This window comes from Undibacterium sp. CY21W, assembly GCF_014284265.1.
Lineage (GTDB): Bacteria > Pseudomonadota > Gammaproteobacteria > Burkholderiales > Burkholderiaceae_D > Undibacterium > Undibacterium aquatile.
On sequence record NZ_JACOGE010000001.1, the window covers coordinates 649,035 to 667,560 of the forward strand.

The following is an 18,526-nucleotide window of genomic DNA, read 5'->3' on the forward strand; positions in this document are numbered from 1 at the left end:
AAAAAATGAGTAAAAATTTCTGCCGGATGATTGTTACGATAACGGCTAAACCATCGTCTTAACGCGATACCTGAAATATTCTGTCTCTGGAGAACGCCATGCAGCAACACTCATCTGAATTGCAAACGGCAACGCGCCTGACCCATGCCGGCCGCAAAGGAAAAGAGCATCATGGCCCCGTCAACCCGCCTGTGGTTCGCGCCTCGACGATGTTGTTTCCCGATTGTGCGGCTTTGCAGGAAGCTAATGGCACCCGCCGCTCGTATGCGCGCCATGCAACCGAAACCACACTGGCGCTGGAGCAGGCATTGTGCGCAGCGGAGGGTGCTGCTGCCTGCATGCTGACCTCGTCGGGTTTGTCGGCGATTACAACGACCTTGCTGGCTTTGCTGAAACCGGGCGATCATCTGTTGATGGTTGATACCGCTTACGATCCTACACGCCAATTCTGTGATGGTTTGTTGAAACAGATCGGCGTCAGCACAACGTATTACGACCCGCTGATTGGTGCGGGTATTGCTGCCTTGATGCAGCCGACCACCAAAGTGGTTTTTGTTGAGTCTCCGGGTTCGCTGACGTTTGAAGTGCAGGATATACCGGCGATTGCGGCTGTTGCACATGCGGCTGGTGCGGTGGTGGTTTCTGACAGCACATGGGCAACGCCGATAGGCTGGGATTCCTTTGCGCTGGGGGTTGATGTTTCACTGCATGCGGCGACCAAGTACATCGTCGGTCACTCTGACGCGTTGATGGGTGCGATCTTGACGAATGAAGCCTTGCATCTGCGTATTCGCAATACGTATAAGCAATTGGGTATGTCTGTCGGCGGTGATGATGCGGCGCTGGCATTGCGTGGTTTGCGTACCATGGCTGCGCGTCTGGCAGTGCATCGCGAAAGTGCGCAGGTCGTTGCGAAGTGGCTGCAGGCGCAGCCTGAAGTGGCAGAGGTTTTATATCCACCGCTGGAAGGCGCTGCAGGGCACGTTTTGTGGAAGCGCGATTTCCGTGCTGAATATGCATGTGGATTGATGGGCGCGGTCTTTCATTCCAATGTGACTGAAGCGCAGGTCGCTGCATTGATTGACCGTACGCGCTTGTTTGGAATAGGTTTCAGCTGGGGCGGATATGAAAGCCTGATTCTGCCGACCCGCCCAGCCGGATACCGGACGATTAATGCAGAAAAATGGAGCGCACCGATGATACGTTTGCATATCGGACTGGAAGCAGTGGAGGATTTAATTGCCGATCTGGACGCTGGATTTTTTGCATTACGAGAACCAGGCGCTATCGCCAGAGCAGCATAAATTTTTAATTCAGTGAATGCAGTTCGTGGCGTTCGCCAGTGTTGTCATCAACGTGTCATTCGCGTTGTTTAAGATGCCAGCGTCCTACTGCTTTACCTCCAAAGGTCAGGATATTCACCCGCAGATTTTTCTGCGGGTTTTTTTTGGGTGGTGAGTTATGGTGGTGGGCTGACTGCCTCATCCATATCCAATGTTTTTACGCCGCCGCCATTCAGAAATTCCACGTACATCCAGTCGCCTTCGGCATTGCTGACACCGTCCGGGGCACTTCTCTGGCTCTCGGCTTTACCAGCAAGACTCGCACGCATGCTGTCTATCCAGATAGGTAAGGCGAGCGTGGAGCCAAATTCTCTGCCGCCTAAGGATTTAGGATCGTCATAGCCCATCCATGCAACCGCGACGACATTCGCTGCGTAGCCAGCAAACCAGCCGTCAACCGCATCGCTGGTCGTTCCTGTTTTACCGGCCAGATCATGGCGCCCTAAGCGCGCGCTGGCTGAGGCGCCGGTACCGCTGCGGGTGACTTCACTTAACAGACTATGCATCACAAAGGCATTCCTGCCATCAATCACACGCGCATCTTCTTGGGCAATCGCCGGTACTTTATTTTCACTCAGCACCTTGCCTTTGGCATCAACGACCTTGCTGATCAGCCACGGCGTGATCTGATAACCACCATTCGCAAATACGGCATACCCTGCCGCTAGTTGCGCTGGTGTGACTGCCCCAGTGCCTAGCGCCATGGTCAGATCATCCGGATGCTTTTCTTTGTTAAAGCCAAAACGCGGCAACCAGTTATGCGCAGTATCGACACCGATAGCTTTGAGTATGCGCACAGAGACCACGTTTTTCGATTGTGCCAGCGCCGTACGCATGCTGATGGGGCCATCATATTTGCCATCGTCATTACGTGGGTCCCAGCGCAGCAGGGTGCCTGTCGTGGCGGAGAGTTGCACGTCATTGATCAGCGTTGCCGGAGAAAAGCCTTTTTCCAGCGCAGCAGAATAAATGAAGGGTTTGATGCTGGAACCAGGCTGACGCCAGGCGCTGGTGACATGGTTGAATTTTTTGCGATTGAAATCGAATCCGCCTATCAGTGCACGGTAAGCACCGGTTTCCGCATTCAGGGCAACGTAGGCACCTTCGACTTCAGGTAACTGGCTGATGCTCCAGCGTTTCTTCGTATCCTGTATCACGCGGATCACCGCGCCCGGAACGATTTTCAGACTGGATTTCGCTTTCGCTTGTAAGGCGTTTGCAGCAAATTTTAAGCCGTCGCCATCAACCACTGCGGTGTCACCGTTGGCTAGTTCCGCCTTGATGATTTTGCTGCTGACTTCGGTTACGACCGCTGCCTGTAATTTATCGCTGGAGGGATGTTTTCGCAGCACCTCATCAATTGCATCGTCACGTTCATCTTCATCAGCAGGTAACTGAATAAAGGCTTCGGGGCCGCGATAGCCGTGACGCTGGTCGTATGCCATGACGTTGTTACGCACTGCTTCATAGGCCGCTTCCTGATCAGCTTTCAGCAGCGTGGTATAGACTTTGATACCACTGGTGTAGGCTTGTTCTTTGTATTCGTCGACGATTTTCTGGCGCACCATTTCAGCAACATAGTCGGCATGAGTGTCATAAATTTGTTTGCCGGTGACGGTGATTCTTTCATGTATGGCCTGATCGTATTGCGCTTCGGTAATCACGCCACGATTGAGCATAACTTTGAGCACCACTTCCTGCCTTTGCTTGGCCTTTTGGAAATTGCTGACCGGATTATGCCGCACCGGATTTTTTGGTATCCCGACCAGCATTGCGCTTTCCGCCAGACTCAGTTCATTCAGCGATTTATTGAAGTAAGTGCGTGCCGCACCGGCAAAGCCATGGGTACGCTGACCCAGATAAATCTGATTCATGTACAACTCCAGAATCTGATCTTTACTGAGTGCGGCTTCGATACGGGTGGTGAGTAATAATTCTTTGAGTTTGCGATTCACGGTTTTTTCCTGTGACAGGAAAAAATTTCTGGCAACTTGCATCGTGATGGTCGAAGCACCCTGATGAAAACCACCGCGCAAATCTGCCAGCACGGCGCGACCGGCACCGATAAAGTCGATACCGCTATGTTCGTAAAAGCGTGCATCCTCAGTCGACAGCAAGGCTGTTTTCAGTTTTTCTGAAATCTCTTTGATTGGTACAAATTCGCGGTGTTCTTCACCAAACTCACCGATCAGCGCGTTATCTGCTGTGTAGATACGCAGCGGTATCTTGGGACGGTAATCGGTTACCGCGTCGAGTGGCGGCAGGTTTGGTGCAAGTACCAGAAACACGTAGGCCAGCACGCCCGCAGCGATGATGCCCAGCGATGCCACGATGGCAGCAATCCATTTCATGTCGGTTTAATCCTCTAAAGTTTGCAGCAGATACAGTTTTTGATAAATACCCTGATCTATCTGCATTAATTCCTGATGCTGACCTTGTTCTGCGATTTTGCCGTGATTCAGAACGATGATGCTGTCCGCTTCCCTGATGGTGGAAAGGCGATGTGCAATGGCGATGATGGTGACTTTGCCGCGTAATTCATTCAGCGCAATCTGCACGATCTGTTCGGTTTCGCTATCAATATGGGAGGTCGCTTCATCCAGGAACAGGATGCGTGGCTGACCCGCCAGCGCGCGGGCAATGGCGATCAGTTGCTTTTGCCCGGTGGATAGTCTGGCTCCACCTTCGCCCAGCGGCGTGTCATAGCCATGTTCCAGTTGCAGAATAAACTCATGCACGTGCGCTGCTTTCGCTGCCGTGATGATGTCAGCCTCGCTGATGCTGCGCCCCATCGCGATATTTTCACGCGCGCTGGCGGCAAGCAAAAATGGTTCTTGCGGTACCAGGCCGACGCTGGCGCGGAAATGCTCGTCCGAGAAAGCGGCAATGTCATGCCCATCGATCCTGATGCTGCCGGATTGCGCGGAATAAAAGCGCAGCAGCAAGCTCATCAGCGTCGATTTTCCGCTGCCGGTATGACCTACCACACCAAAAAAACTCCCTGCCGGTACGTGTAAATTTACGTCCTGCAATACCGGATGTCCGGCGCTGTATGCAAAGCTCAGATGCTCGATGTTCACGTCGCCTGACAGCATTTGTACATCGGTACTGGTGTTCGTTGCCTGCTGTTCGTGTAACAAGGTATTGACCCGCGCAGCTGAGACGACCGCTTGCTGAATTTGCCCGAATTGCAGCGTAATCTGAATCAGCGGATCAACAACACGTGCGATATAGCTGACAAACGCATACAGAATCCCGACTTCAACACCTGAAAAACTGCGTTGCCCAAAGCTGTAAATCACGACCACCAGCAGCACGGAATTGAGTAAATCCAGTGCTGGTCGCAGTAACCAGGCGTTTGCACGCAGTTCATCAAGACGGGCGATGTAATGCAATTGGTTGGTGTTGGCAAAGCGTTGGCCGAAACGTTGTTCGGCATTGCTGGCCTGCAGTGCGCTCATGCCACTGATGCTCTCTGCAACCTGCGCATTGATGTCGCTGCGTAACTGGCGCGCCCTGCTGACCGCCGGAGCGCTCCAGCGCTGGTAAAACCAGACAATAATCACGACGGCCGGAATTAAGGTGATGACGATCAGCATCAATCGCCAGTCCAGCCATGCCATGGCCACCAGTGCACCGAGCACGACGATGGAACTGTCCAGCATCACAAACAGCACCTGCACATACAGATTTTTGACTGACTCGGTATCGTTGGTGACGCGGCTGACGAGCTGACCGGTAATCGCCTTATCGAAGAAGGCCATAGGCAAACGCAGGACGTGCCCATACACTTGTTCGCGTAAGCGCCGCACTGAACGCATTGCAACGCCTGCAAGCCGGGTCAGCTGCATGTAGCGCAGCCAGGTTGCTCCCCAGCCTGTTACGACATACGCCACCAGTAAGGCGATAACAGCAGGCCAGTCCATGATGCGCGGCAGCAGATAGCGATCGATAAACGCTTTGCCTAGCAAAGGGCCGAGCGCTTCCAGTCCCGCCGCAATCAGCAAAAAAAATACGCCCCAGATCACGTGCTTTTTTTCTGGCTGGGCTGCTTGCACCAATAACTGTACGGCTAATTTTTTTTCAGATTTCGGAGTGGTATTTTCTGTAGTACTCATATCACGCGGCATGTAAGCTTGCCTCCAGTTGCTGATAGCGCCATTGCGATGCGTACCATTGATTGGCGTCCAGCAGTTGTTGATGCGTTCCTTGTTCTGTGATTTTTCCATCCCGCAAAACAAGGATGTGATCGGCATCGACCACCGCACTCAGGCGGTGACTGATGATGATCGCACTGCGTTCGTTTTGTTTTTGGCGTAATTCGGCAAGATGCTGAAGGATGCGGGTTTCGGTATCCGTATCGACGGCGGAAAGCGCATCGTCCAGTATCAACAGCGGACTGGATGTCAGCAGTGCGCGGGCAATCGCAACGCGCTGGCGCTGCCCACCTGACAGTGTGACACCACGTTCACCGACGGGTGTGTCGTAGCCTTGTGGGAAACGCAGAATGTCATCATGTACTGCCGCTAAGGTCGCCGCACGGATTACCTGCTCACGACTGGCATAGGGATTCGACAGCGCAATATTTTCTGCCACTGACGCCGAAAATAAAAAAGGTTCCTGTGCTACCCAGTTAATGGCCGTTCGTAAGCTGTGCAGCGGATATTCTGCAATGGCATGTTCACCCCACCGCACCTGCCCATGTGCAGTTTCTATTTGCCGCAACAGCAATTTAATGATGCTGGATTTTCCTGCGCCGGTTGGCCCGACGATGCCCAGCGTTTGTCCAGGTGCGATTGACACCGAAATATCGTTCAGTGCATTTCTGCTCTGGCCGGGATACGAAAAACTGATGTGGTCGAAATGAATCGTGCCAGATAGCGGGCTGCTCAGCGTACCCTTATCCTGAATCGACAGTTCTTGTGACAGAATAGGTTCCAGTCTGCCCCAGGCTGCTTTGCCACGCTCCATCAGAGACAATACCCAGCCCGCAGCAAACATGGGCCAGATCAGTTGTCCCAGATACATAGTAAAGCTGGTGAGCGCGCCTATCGTCATTTCTTCGTGCCACACCAGATAGCCGCCGACCACCAATGTCAGTGCACCGGCTGCCGTCAGCGTGATGCCGACCGCAGGTTCATAGGCCGCTTCCCAGCTTTGCGCCGAGAGGCTGGCGCTGGCAGCGTCTTCAGCGAGTTTGGCAAACTGCTCGGCACTGCGTTGTTCCAGACCTAAAGCGCGCAGAGTGCGCACGCCGGCGAGGGTTTCCTGCACCTGATCGTTGAGTTTGCTGAAGCGTTCCAGCGAATCGCGCGAGGCTTCATGCACCTGATGTGTGATATGCCGGAACGCCCAGGCCATCAGGGGAAATGGCAGTAAGGCCGCCACCGCAAGACGCCAGTCCACGCCAAGTAACATCATGCCGATGACCAGGGCAAATGTCATCGATCCATCAAAACCTGCCAGTGCTGCTTCACCGGCCGCAAGTTCTATCGCATCGGCATCATTGGTGCCGAGTGCCATCAGGTCGCCGGTACGTTGTTGCTGAAAAAAATTCTGTCCCTGTAAACTCAGGCGCTGATATAAACGGGTACGGAGTTCAACACCGAGCTGATACGAGGCTGTGAACAGCTGCATGCGCCAGCCGACACGCAGGAAATAAATGGCAATGCCCATCAATAACAGCCATGCGAGTTCGGTCAGCATACCGCGTTGATCAAGCTGCCCACTGACCAGTCCATCAATCACGGCGCCAACGCGACGTGGTATCAATACGGTCATCAGGGCGACGGCGAACAGCATACTGGCTGCTGCACAATAGCGCTGCCAATGGCGGCGGATAAATGTTTTCAGTAGTTGGAACAGTGTCATGCAAATTCTTAAGTAGGACTTCCGCAAAACCGCTCCTGCGGCGTGATGGCTCATGGCCGACCTATTCGTACTATCTTCGTCGCCATGGTGTAGCCAGGGTTTCAGGTAACATGTTGCCTGCTGGCGAAACGGACATCGCTTACCAGCGATGTTTCCCAAAGCAGAACAAAGCTTTTTAGTCTTGCCGGGTCAATTTTGCGTCAGCCCTGTTAAATAAAAAATCCGTTATCCCACAATAGGATAACGGATTGTAAACGGATTAAACGGATTGTGATTGGATCGCAGACTGATTCGACTATCATCGTCGAATCAGCGTCGCTCCAATTTGTGGCAGTTTGCCGCAATCAGTGAATCGCATTTGCTTCGTTGTCGCGTTTTAACATATTCCACAAGAAGCTATAGGTAATTGCGCTCATATCGGCTCTTTGTTCATTGTTTGCCGCACCACCATGTCCGCCTTCGATGTTTTCGTAGTACCAGACATTCTTGTGACCCTGATCCAGCATTTTCGCAGCCATTTTACGTGCATGGCCGGGGTGTACTCGATCATCACGGGTTGAGGTAATAAACAGAACATTAGGATAGCGAACGCCTGCTTTGACGTTGTGGTAAGGCGAGTAACGCTGGATGTATGCCCATTCTTGCGGCACATCAGGGTTACCATATTCGCCCATCCAGGACGCGCCCGCCAACAGTTGATTGTAGCGCTGCATATCCAGCAGTGGTACCTGGCTGACAACGGCATTGAACAATTCCGGATGCTGTGTCAGGGCAACGCCCGCCAGCAAGCCGCCGTTACTGCCACCCATGGCACCAAGATGGCGCGGGCTGGTTATTTTGCTGGTAATGAGGCTGTTTGCGACGGCAGCAAAGTCATCATATGCACGCTGACGGTTTTCTTTCAGTGCGGCCTGATGCCAGCGTGGGCCGAATTCACCGCCGCCACGAATATTCGCAACGACGTAGACGCCACCTTTTTCCAGCCAGGTTTTACCTAAGGCGCCAGAGTAGTAGGGTGTCATGGAAATCTGGAAACCACCATAGCCGTACAGCAGTGTCGGGTTATTGCCATCGTATTTCACGTCTTTCCGTTTGACGACGAAGTAAGGAACTTTCGTGCCATCGGCGGAGGTCGCAAATTGCTGTACTGTTTCGTAAGGGGTCGCATCAAAAAATGCGGGCGCTGATTTCAATTGTTCGCGCTCATCGTTGCCAGCATGCGCGAGCAGGAGCACGTCGGGTGTCAGATAGTCAGAATATCTCAGCAGGTATTCATCACTTTGAACCGCATCCCATGCCCTAATACCTACATCGCCTAAGGTTGGTAAGTTCACCTCACGTTGCGTCCATTTACCCGCTTGAAAATGCCATTCTGCCAGCTTGCTTTTCACGTCACTTAGCGATTGCAGCAATAGGGTGTTGCGCGTTCCTGCCAAGCTGGTGAATGAGGTGCTGGCAGTCGGTGTAAACAGTATCGTGAATTCTCGTTCACCTTTCATGAAAGCGTCAAAGTCCATCGCCAGTACGCTGCCAGCAGTATAGGTCTGGTTACCGATGATCCAGTTTTCTCTGGGGGTAATAATGATTTGGGTGCTGAGGAAAGACACCCCAGATTGCGCTGGTACATCCAGTCGAGTGAGTTTGTCACCTTCCAGCAGAAATTGCTCTGCAGTGTAAAAAGTGATCTGGCGGTAGACCAGATCATGTTGAATTCCGCCATGCTGCGTACTTTGCGCCGAGACTGCCATGTCGGCTTTTTTACCTTCCAGAATAGTTTTGGCCGCACTGATCGGAGTACCACGCTTCCATACTTTGACGATGCGGGCATAACCGGAATCGGTGAGTGATCCGGCACCAAAGTCGGTGGCGACAAACAAGGTGTCTTTATCGCGCCAGTCCAGCGACATTTTTGCTTCCGGCAGTGAGAAGCCGTCTTTCACAAAGGTTTTTGTGTTCAGATCGAATTCACGCATGGTGACCGCATCCGCGCCGCCTCGCGAGAGTTCAATCAGGCAACGGTCAAACGCAGGCTCGCGGCAATTACTGTTTTTGAATACCCAGTTTTCATTTTCTGCTGCCGCCAGAGCGCCGATGTCGAGCACAGTTTCCCATTTCGGTTGCGCCTTGCGATATTCTTCGAGTGAAGTTTTGCGCCAGACACCGCGCGGGTGTTCAGCGTCGGTCCAGAAGTTATAGACGGCATCGCCCATTTTTCGTATGCCGGGGATGCGGTCTTTGGAATTCAGGATGACTTGCAAATCACTGCGTAATTGTTTGAAACCAGCGTCGTTATCGAGCTTGTTACGGGTGACCTGGTTTTGTGCCTTGACCCAATTCAGTGCTTTCTCTCCGGTGACGTCTTCCAGCCATTGTTGAGAATCCGTGGTTTGTGCCGCCGCGATGCTGGTTACACCGAGCATGCAGAGGGTGGTGAGCAGTGATAACTGTGGTTTCATTTTTTAAGAGTTCTCCGCTGTGTGATTTTGTTACTTGTTTTGTGGCAGGTACCGTATTGTTTATCTGCGCCATTGTAGCTATACATCGACACAGAATTAACTGACTAGTTCCATGTAAGCATATATTTCCTGCTTCTGATATTACACCCCGTAAGAAAGTTGATTTGTTATGCCGATCTGAATTGACGCGCAGATTCAGACAGCTTGTGCAGATCACACATTTTTTGCGGCACTTCTGCACATTAAAAATCCCGCTCAACTGCATAGCAGAAGGAGCGGGATTTTTTTCTCATTCGTTACGAATGAGCGACGGCTTTGTACTTACGTTTATTGGTAATTCGCGACCAGCGTTGTGCTGCTGACTGCCGCGTATGCACTGACCAGAACATAGTATGTTGCAGCTGACGGCGAAGCAATAGTCACGGTTTCGGTATTGGTGGAACCGGTTGATTTTGCTGTGTACGATGTCGTTGTCGGTGCTGTCGATGCTTTGACATAAATATCACCGTCACCTGTACCGCCAGACAACTTGAATGTCAGATTGGTCGCGCCAGCAGGAACCACGATGGAATACAGTTTCGTTGCACCTTTCGCCAGTGTGATGCCGCTGACGGTTACTCCTTTTGTCAGTGGGGTGGCGGTCGGTGTTGTTGTGGTGCAGCTGACACCAACGCTGGCGAAGGCCGCAGTCACATCGGCAACGGCGTAGCCACGGTTAGTCGCTGCTTTTTCAACACCGCAGGCACCTTGGTTAAATGTGCTGCTGGATGTCCAGTAGAGGCGGTTAGCGTCTGCCATCACTTCAAATGCCTTGCGTGTATTCCAGCCTGCTGTTGTTGCTAACAGGTAAAAGGCTTTGTTATACACGCCACTCGAATAGTGAACATCGAGGCTGCTGGTGTAGTTGCTCGCATTTGCAATGGAGCCGCCATCCAGCGGTGGGTTGTACATATAACGTAATGCACCTGTGGCTTTGAAAATATCGGTACCGACTTTGAAATCATTCGTCCCTTTGACATAGTACTCAACTGCTTCACCAGCCATATCGGAGAACGCTTCGTTCATACCACCCGACATACCCGAATACACCAGACCGGAGTTTTGTTCGGTGAAGCCGTGGCTGACCTCATGTCCGGTTACATCCAGTGCTGTCAACGGATAGAAAGTGGAGGCACCATCGCCGAAATTCATCGAGCTGCCATCCCAGAATGCATTTTCGTAGCTCGAACCATAATGCACTTTCATGACCAGCTTCTGGCTGATAGGACGCACGCCAAGATAGGTCTGGTACATGTTGAAGACCTGGTTACCAAAGTAATGTGCATCATTCATCGGTGAGTAACCACCGTTGATGGTTTTGACGGTATTTCTCGGGCAGGTAAATGAATGCAGCGTCCCTGAACCTGATGTTGCGCTGTTCATGTTGTAGGTGGCAACATTAGTGCTGTTGAGCGTACAAGTAGAACTACTGACAGTCACGTCGAGGAAGCCGTATCCGGCTGTTGTACCATATTCATACTGACCAGTTTTCGCATTGCCGCCAGGCCCTGTGCCTGTCGTTGCGTGAGTCAGACCTTCCCATTTCTCGACAACGACACCGGTATTGGCATCAATGATGAAATGCGGACGGCTGGGTTTTGCCGGATTTGTAGTGTCAAGAAATGACACCAGATAGACCAGTTTGCCGACGTTATTCTCGTCCAGTTTCACAAACAGTTTTGCCTGTTCATTTTCGCTGCTGGATGCGCGAGCCTGAGTTTTTGCCAGAGTAACTGCCTGTGTTGTTGAATAGAACGGTTTGGCATTTGGTACATCTTTGGCCAGATTGCTGATCAGATAGCCTGACAGGGTCGATTGCGCTGCGCCAGCATTGGCGTGCTCAACAATGGCCTCACCCCAGACTGGCACGCCTTGATGAAATTGTTGGAAGCGCGTTACTACGCGACCGTTAGCGTAAGTCTGGCTGCGTGCGGCTTGCAGTTCACTGCTTGTTAAACCCAAAGTGCTGTGGATGCTGGGAGTCCCCGAGCTCGCTTTACCTGTGACCGACGATGATCTGCTCGCCGCAGATTGCGCGGTCGCCGAAGGCGTCAATTGCTCCAAATTGATTTTGTCTGCTGCTGAGGCGCTCCATGCACAGGCAAGCAACGCTACCATCATGGTTGGCCGGAACACTAAGCTGGTATTAGAAGTACGTGTCATTTTTGTTTATCCCTAAATTGTTGTTAATGTTATTGAACTTGCAGCTTATGGCAGCAAGTTAAGAGTAGAACTTAAACAAACCAGATCAAAGCGGGAAAGCCTGAAACAAATGGCTTATCGCCCAGCGAAAACACTGCGATACATGCTCGCTACCCGACAAGCGATTGTCCTGATAGCGATAAATAGTTAATCAGATAATTTGTTAAGGGAAAATGACAGTGTTGCGTATTTTTAATTACTTAAAAAAGTAAATTTTTTACCAACAGAAGAAAATTTCTTTTCAATTAGTAAATATCGAACTTGCTTCATCGAAACACGGGATGTGCGAAGCAAACAGGGATATTTCATAACAAATAGTTAAAAATATTTTTACTAATTATTATGTAATAAGTAATGGAAGATGATAGGTGGGCTTGACAGAAAAACTATTGTGATTAAATAACTTATTCTGAAGACTGGCGTATTGATTCTGATCAGTCAGAGCTAAGATTCGTCATATCGAAAAAAATTCCCTTTATTTAGAAAAATAATCAATTTATTTTTCTGCGTCGAGTTAAGTAGCTGCAACTGCTTTTTTGGGGATGAATGCTGCCTTATCTGAATGCCGGATTTTGTGCGTAGAAATGCCATCCTTCTATTTTTAAAAAAATTTTTTGAAAATACTTTTACTTAAGGGTTGCGCGCAGTTCTTACTGGTGCCGCGATATTCTGGCGTATCCATTTTTGCATGTCTTGCCAGATGCGTTGCACCTCAGCTTCAGGGGGCATCTGAGTTGCGTTGGGTAACTCTATGGTGACGACTGGAATATCCTTGTGCAAGCCACTGTAGTTTCCCAGCGAGCCAGGATAAACACCGACACGGTTGTAGGTCAGTCTGCCAAAACGATTCGGCGGCTTACTCGGTCCATCAAAATCCAGCACACCAAATGGTGCATGAACCGAGATGATCACATCCGGTTTGTATTTTTCGATGGTGTCATACACCCAGCGACTTTCTGGTTCTGAAATCGGTGCTTTACCTGGATAGCGGCGCGGGTCTTTTCGAGTCACGCGAGCCCAGTAGGCGGGCGCTTCTTTTTCCCATTCCGGCGTGGGGAAGTTACGGTTCAGATCAATGCCACGGGCGTTGACCCGGCGCGGTTTCGCCGCGAGTAAGCCGTCAGGATTCACGACCGGTGCGATTTTCCAATGAAACTCGGTCACGTCATTTTTCTGGATATTTTCCAGCCACTTAAATACGATGGCCGACGCCGTTTGTTCGTCTCCGTGAATGCCGCCGAGCAGCAATACTTTGATGGCATGCGGATGTCTGGCATCTGCACGCCAGTCACGTGACAGCAGAGGAAAACCATTGAGTGAATTTGTACCTGCGGGTATCAACTTACTTTTGAGGCAATCGTTGACATTGACTCCCGGTAATTTGAGTGCAAGCGGAGTGCACCAATCAGTGACGGTTTTTGTCTTGGCAAGGGGGACGGCAAATGTCGAGGATGCTGATACGGCAGATATCAGCATCGTGCAGGCCAGCGCTGTTTTTTTGCAGGACGATGCAATGACTTTTTTACCACTCAATAAAAACCACCGCATCGTTACTTCAACTCCCGCTACAAAAATTACAAACCTGCCGCCGCCCGCAAGATCGCTGCTTTATCTGTGCGTTCCCAAGTGAACTCTGGCTCTTCACGACCAAAGTGACCATACGCCGCAGTTTTTGAATAAATCGGACGCAGTAAGTCCAGCATCTGGATAATACCTTTTGGACGCAGATCAAAATATTCATTGACCAGTGCTGCGATCTGCGCATCAGGAATCACGCCTGTGCCTTCGGTATAAACCGTGACATTCATAGGCCGTGCCACGCCGATCGCATATGCCACCTGAATCTGACATTGCTTAGCCAGACCTGCCGCCACGATATTTTTTGCAACATAACGTGCAGCGTAGGCAGCAGAACGATCTACTTTTGTAGGATCTTTACCGGAGAATGCGCCACCACCATGCGGACAGGCACCACCGTATGTATCAACGATAATTTTACGGCCGGTCAGACCGCAATCACCTTGCGGACCGCCGATCACAAAGCGACCGGTAGGGTTGATCAGGTATTTGGTATCCTGCAGCCATTCTTTCGGCAGCACGGGTTTGATAATTTCTTCAATGACCGCGTCGATGAACGATTGCTTCATCTTGGTCGGTGTTTCGCTTTGATCGGGGCTGTGCTGGGTCGATAATACGACGGTGTCTATGCTGTGCGGCTTGCCATCGACATAACGCATTGTGACCTGGGATTTGGCATCCGGACGCAGGAACGGCAGACGACCATCTTTACGCAATTGCGCCTGACGTTCCACCAGACGATGTGCGTAATAAATCGGTGCTGGCATCAGCTCAGGTGTTTCATCGCAAGCGTAGCCGAACATCAGACCCTGATCACCCGCACCGATATTCAGATAGTCGTCACTCGCGCGATCCACACCTTGAGCGATGTCATTCGATTGTTTGTCATACGCGACCAGCACGGCGCAACCTTTGTAGTCGATACCATATTCAGTATTGTCATAGCCGATACGTTTGATGGTATCGCGCGCTACCTGAATGTAATCGATGTTGGCTTGCGTCGTAATCTCACCGGCAAGGACAACTAAACCAGTGTTTGTCAGCGTTTCAGCTGCAACACGGGAGTAGGGATCTTGTTCGAGAATAGCGTCGAGAATTGCATCGGAGATTTGATCCGCGACTTTATCGGGATGTCCTTCAGAAACGGATTCTGAGGTAAAAAGAAAATCATTTGCCATCGCAGGCTCCTGTAAAAATGACCGTAAAAAATTGTGCCGCAGTCGGAAAGAGATCCTGCGACGCTTTAGCGAATTTTATAAACCGCCTCGCAAGTTGTCTGTTAACTCGGCGGTAGCTTGCCGTCAGAACCTCAACAGCTAGCCAATGTGTGATATTTTACGCTCTCTATTCGATTTCTGTCGAATACCCCTCTTTTTTTTACCTATTCTTGAGCAGCGTCATGCTTGTCATTCTATTCCGATTTCTGTCGATTTTTCCGCTCTCTGTACTGCATCTGATTGGCGCAGTATTAGGACGTATTGTGTATTTTTTGTCAGGCTCTTATCGTCGGCGCTTGCGGGAAAATCTCGAACGTGCCGGATTTTCTGCACATTTAAGCGATGCGGTCAAAGAGGCCGGGAAAAATATACTCGAGTTACCTTTTATCTGGTGCGCGAAACCTGATCGTGTTTTGCGTACCGCCAGTCTGGAAAACTGGGACTTAGTACAACAGGCGCTGGATGCCAAAAAAGGCGTGATTTTTCTGACACCGCATTTAGGCTGCTTTGAAATTGTTGCGCAGTCGATCGCGGTACGCACGCGTTTGACGGTGATGTATAGACCTCCCCGTAAAGATGCACTGAAACCTTTGATCGAAGGTGCGCGTGCGCGGGAAAATCTGTTGCTGGCACCGGCGAATTTATCTGGTGTGCGCATTATGGCGAAGGCACTGAAGAAAGGCGAGGCGATTGGTTTATTGCCAGATCAGGTGCCGCAGGAAGGCGAAGGTGTCTGGGCAAAATTTTTCGGTAAGCCAGCGTATACGATGACCTTGTCAGCCAAGTTGCACAGCATGAACGGTGCGCCGATTATTCTGACTTACGCTGAGCGTTTACCGCATGGGCGTGGCTACGTCGTACGTTTTGCCGCATTTGAGGAAGAGTTGGGAAGCGATCCTGTGCAACAGGCGGAAGCGATTAATCGCGGTATGGAAAAATTGATTGCCCGTTCACCAGCACAGTATTTCTGGAGCTATAACCGCTACAAAAAACCGGATGGTGTCAGTGGTCCCGATACTGATGTTACAGAGGGACAGGCATGAGAGCTGTGCTCCTGATGATGTGGTTGTTGCATTGGTTGCCTTTGCCAGTTTTGGGGCGTTTGGGGGCGGGCGTCGGTAGCATATTGTTTTCTCTGATACGCAAACGTCGCCATATTACTCTGACCAATTTGCGACTCTGTTTACCGCATCTGAGTGAGGCAGAAAGAGTGCGTATCGCCCGCCAGCATTTTCAAATGTATGCACGCAGTGTGCTGGAACGCGGCATTCTCTGGTGGGCATCAGAACCTCGTCTGAAGCGTCTGATTCAGGTCGAACCAGCCGTTCCATTGGATGTTATTCAACAGGGGCCGACGATACTGATGTGTCCGCATTTTGTTTGTCTGGATGTGGCTGGTGTCGCTGTGATGCTGGAATCATCATTGTGCTCGATCTACACCGAGCAGAGAAACAAAGTTTTTGATCTTGCTTTGCGTCGCGGCCGTTCGCGGTTTCGGCCGGTGAAGTTATTTTCACGCGCTGATGGTGTGAAACCGATTATCCGGGCGATGCATGAAGGTTTGCCGTATTTCATGTTGCCAGATATGGATTTCGGCGCAAAAAATGCAGAGTTCGTTCCATTCTTTGGCGTACCTGCCGCAACGCTGACCGCATTGCCACGGCTTGCCGCATCGACCGGTGCAAAAGTGGTGCCAGTCATTGCAACGATGCTGCCAGATTATCGGGGATGGAAAGTCTCGTTTCATCCACCATGGGAAAATTACCCTGGTGCAGATATCACCGCAGCGACCCGTCAGATGAATGCTTTCATTGAGCAGGAAATCCTGAAAGCACCTGCAGAATATTTCTGGGCACACAAGCGCTTTAAGACCCGGCCGGAAGGTGAAGCCAGTTTGTATTGAGCGGTTGACACTTTGTTGCGCTTACTTTTACAATCGCGCCACAGGTGCTAAGGGGCGCCTTCCCGCACAAGAGGCTCTCACCCTTTATCTTTGCAGCTACAGTACTAATGTCGTTACTGACGATACTGTTGCTGCCATCTTTTGATGTGATAAGCGAAATTCGTTTGACGTAGCGGGTCGTCAGATAACGAATCGGAGCTCATCATGTTGACCTTGTATATTTCTGCACTATTTCCTTTTATTGTCTGCCTTACTCAGGGAGCGCAGACATGAACGTTTTAATCAACGAACTTAAAACCCGCGCCCGTCTGTGGTTAACACTGCTGCAAAGTGATAATGCCAATGCTCGCAAGCGTGCGCAGGTTCTTTGTCGCCAGCACCGCTGGGATATTCCTGACGGCTGGCAACTGCGCCATTGTCTTAATCTGGCTGCTGCGGATATTGGCTTTTCTCATTGGGAGCATGCCCGCCACGTGCTGTCTGGTCAGGCACAGGCGGGTGACGATATGGGGGATTTCTGGCATGGCCCGGAAGTCGCTGGTCTGAGTAATCTCTGGTATGCCAATTACGCCGACGCAGACAAGCAACTGCAGGCCGACCCGCATCTTTATTTGCTTCCATACCGGCGGCAATTCATGCTGGTCAGCACGCATTATCTGGAAGCGCTGCAGCTGAATCTGGATGCGGGATTGTGGCACGGTCTGCAAAGAAACCTGACGCTGGCGTATGCCAGTCCTGCATGGCAAGCGCTGGCATTACAACGTTTACAAACCAGTCGTGTTGGTCGCTTTGCGCAATAGGGGAATTGAACGCAAACCGCGTTTGATTGACAACCCCGTTGGTTATCACTGCCACAGGTGTTGAAAAATTTTATCCAGGTTTGAAAACTGGTAAATATTCAGCTACCCACAAAAAACGCCGGTGAATTACTCTCCGGCGTTCGTGGTGCTCAGACTTTTTAAAGACTAAGGATTTACACTAAAAGCTCGGTTTCGTCAGGCAACAAGGTATTGGCAGGTAACGCCTGACCTTGTATCAGTTTTTCATAGTACGGCGCAAAATCTGCCGCAGTACCATCAAATAATTCCTGGAAGCTGTTAATAACAAAGTAGGTTTCTTGATAGGTATCGATTTTGTACAGCGTATTCAGGCAGCGTTGTATATCCAGATGGATATGCCGCGAGCTGGTGCCTGGTGTCAGACAATATTCGACTTCGCCACCGGAAGATAAAATACCTGCACCGTAAATACGTAAGCCTTGCGGGGTGTTGATCAGGCCAAATTCCACGGTGTACCAATACAGACGCGCCAGTTGTTCAAGACCACCCAGCTGCATCGCTTTTAAACCGCCTTTACCATACAACTGCATGTAATCGGCAAATACCGGATTGAACAACATGGGTACATGTCCGAAGAAATCATGGAATACATCGGGTTCAACGATGTAATTGAATTCTTCGGGTTTGCGCAGCCAGACGGTGACCGGAAAGCGGCGATTGGCAAGGTGTTCAAAGAAGGTCAGTTCAGGAATCAGGCCGGGAACGGCGACGATATTCCAGCCAGTTGCTGCAAATAATGCACGCGATGTTTTTTCAAATTCAGGAATGCCATCGGCTGCATTCATTTTATGTAAGGCATCAATAAATTCGTCGCATGCGCGTCCCGGTAACAGCGACATCTGTCGTTGATATAAGGCGCGCCAGAGATCGTGTTCTGCCTCGGTATAAGCGTGCCAATGTTGTTTGACGACATAGTGCGAATCGGCATGTTCATAGTCACCGCGCAGTGCTGCTCCATGAGATTTTTCAGCGACAGTTGCCAGAAATTCTTCATTACTGACGGTCATATTGTTTGTGTTGATGTTGTCCATAGCTTGTCTCTCTTTGACAAAAGGCTGACCAGAAACCGGTCAGCCTT

At 50.8% G+C, this 18,526-nt stretch carries 12 protein-coding genes; 4 read left to right on the forward strand and 8 right to left on the reverse strand.

The window, feature by feature from the left end:
* The first annotated feature begins 98 nt into the window (after positions 1–98).
* Positions 99–1,304 (forward strand): cystathionine beta-lyase, encoded by a 1,206-nt coding sequence (metC, locus tag H8K29_RS02955; RefSeq protein ID WP_186896320.1) that lies wholly within the window; start codon positions 99–101, stop codon positions 1,302–1,304.
* A gap of 155 nt (positions 1,305–1,459) precedes the next feature.
* On the opposite strand, the gene H8K29_RS02960 is transcribed toward metC, so the two are convergent.
* The 7 genes from H8K29_RS02960 to metK form a co-directional block, all read right to left on the reverse strand.
* Entirely contained in the window at positions 1,460–3,694 is a 2,235-nt protein-coding gene (locus H8K29_RS02960) for a penicillin-binding protein 1A (RefSeq protein WP_186896321.1), read from the reverse strand.
* A 6-nt stretch (positions 3,695–3,700) separates the two neighbouring features.
* Positions 3,701–5,461 carry an ABC transporter ATP-binding protein gene (locus H8K29_RS02965; RefSeq protein ID WP_255423227.1) on the reverse strand — a complete coding sequence of 587 codons (1,761 nt, stop codon included), beginning with the start codon at positions 5,459–5,461 and terminating at the stop codon, positions 3,701–3,703.
* A gap of 1 nt (position 5,462) precedes the next feature.
* Positions 5,463–7,214 (reverse strand): ABC transporter ATP-binding protein, encoded by a 1,752-nt coding sequence (locus H8K29_RS02970; RefSeq protein WP_186896323.1) that lies wholly within the window; start codon positions 7,212–7,214, stop codon positions 5,463–5,465.
* Between the two features lie 344 nt (positions 7,215–7,558).
* Entirely contained in the window at positions 7,559–9,670 is a 2,112-nt protein-coding gene (locus H8K29_RS02975) for a prolyl oligopeptidase family protein (RefSeq protein ID WP_186896324.1), read from the reverse strand.
* A gap of 327 nt (positions 9,671–9,997) precedes the next feature.
* The gene (locus H8K29_RS02980) at positions 9,998–11,872 is read right to left on the reverse strand and encodes a M4 family metallopeptidase (RefSeq protein WP_255423228.1); all 1,875 of its coding nucleotides are present in this window, start codon (positions 11,870–11,872) and stop codon (positions 9,998–10,000) included.
* A 669-nt stretch (positions 11,873–12,541) separates the two neighbouring features.
* Positions 12,542–13,459: a M14 family zinc carboxypeptidase gene (locus H8K29_RS02985; protein ID WP_255423229.1), complete on the reverse strand. Its 918-nt coding sequence runs from the start codon at positions 13,457–13,459 to the stop codon at positions 12,542–12,544.
* Between the two features lie 26 nt (positions 13,460–13,485).
* Entirely contained in the window at positions 13,486–14,667 is a 1,182-nt protein-coding gene (metK, locus tag H8K29_RS02990; protein ID WP_186884696.1) for a methionine adenosyltransferase, read from the reverse strand.
* Between the two features lie 221 nt (positions 14,668–14,888).
* Here metK and H8K29_RS02995 point away from each other — a divergent pair, with 221 nt between their 5' ends.
* The 3 genes from H8K29_RS02995 (at position 14,889) to H8K29_RS03005 (ending at position 17,409) form a co-directional block, all read left to right on the forward strand.
* Positions 14,889–15,749: a lysophospholipid acyltransferase family protein gene (locus H8K29_RS02995; protein WP_186896325.1), complete on the forward strand. Its 861-nt coding sequence runs from the start codon at positions 14,889–14,891 to the stop codon at positions 15,747–15,749.
* On the forward strand, positions 15,746–16,609 hold the full coding sequence (locus H8K29_RS03000; RefSeq protein ID WP_186896326.1) for a lipid A biosynthesis acyltransferase: 864 nt from the start codon (positions 15,746–15,748) through the stop codon (positions 16,607–16,609). Before H8K29_RS02995 ends, H8K29_RS03000 begins: the two co-directional genes overlap by 4 nt.
* 269 nt (positions 16,610–16,878) lie before the next feature.
* Positions 16,879–17,409, forward strand: a complete 531-nt coding sequence (locus H8K29_RS03005; protein ID WP_186896327.1) for a hypothetical protein — start codon at positions 16,879–16,881, stop codon at positions 17,407–17,409.
* A 173-nt stretch (positions 17,410–17,582) separates the two neighbouring features.
* Here the strand turns inward: H8K29_RS03005 and phhA are convergent, their stop codons facing one another.
* Complete coding sequence (phhA, locus tag H8K29_RS03010) at positions 17,583–18,470, reverse strand: phenylalanine 4-monooxygenase (protein ID WP_370527133.1); 888 nt, start codon at positions 18,468–18,470, stop codon at positions 17,583–17,585.
* Between the last annotated feature and the right edge of the window lie 56 nt (positions 18,471–18,526).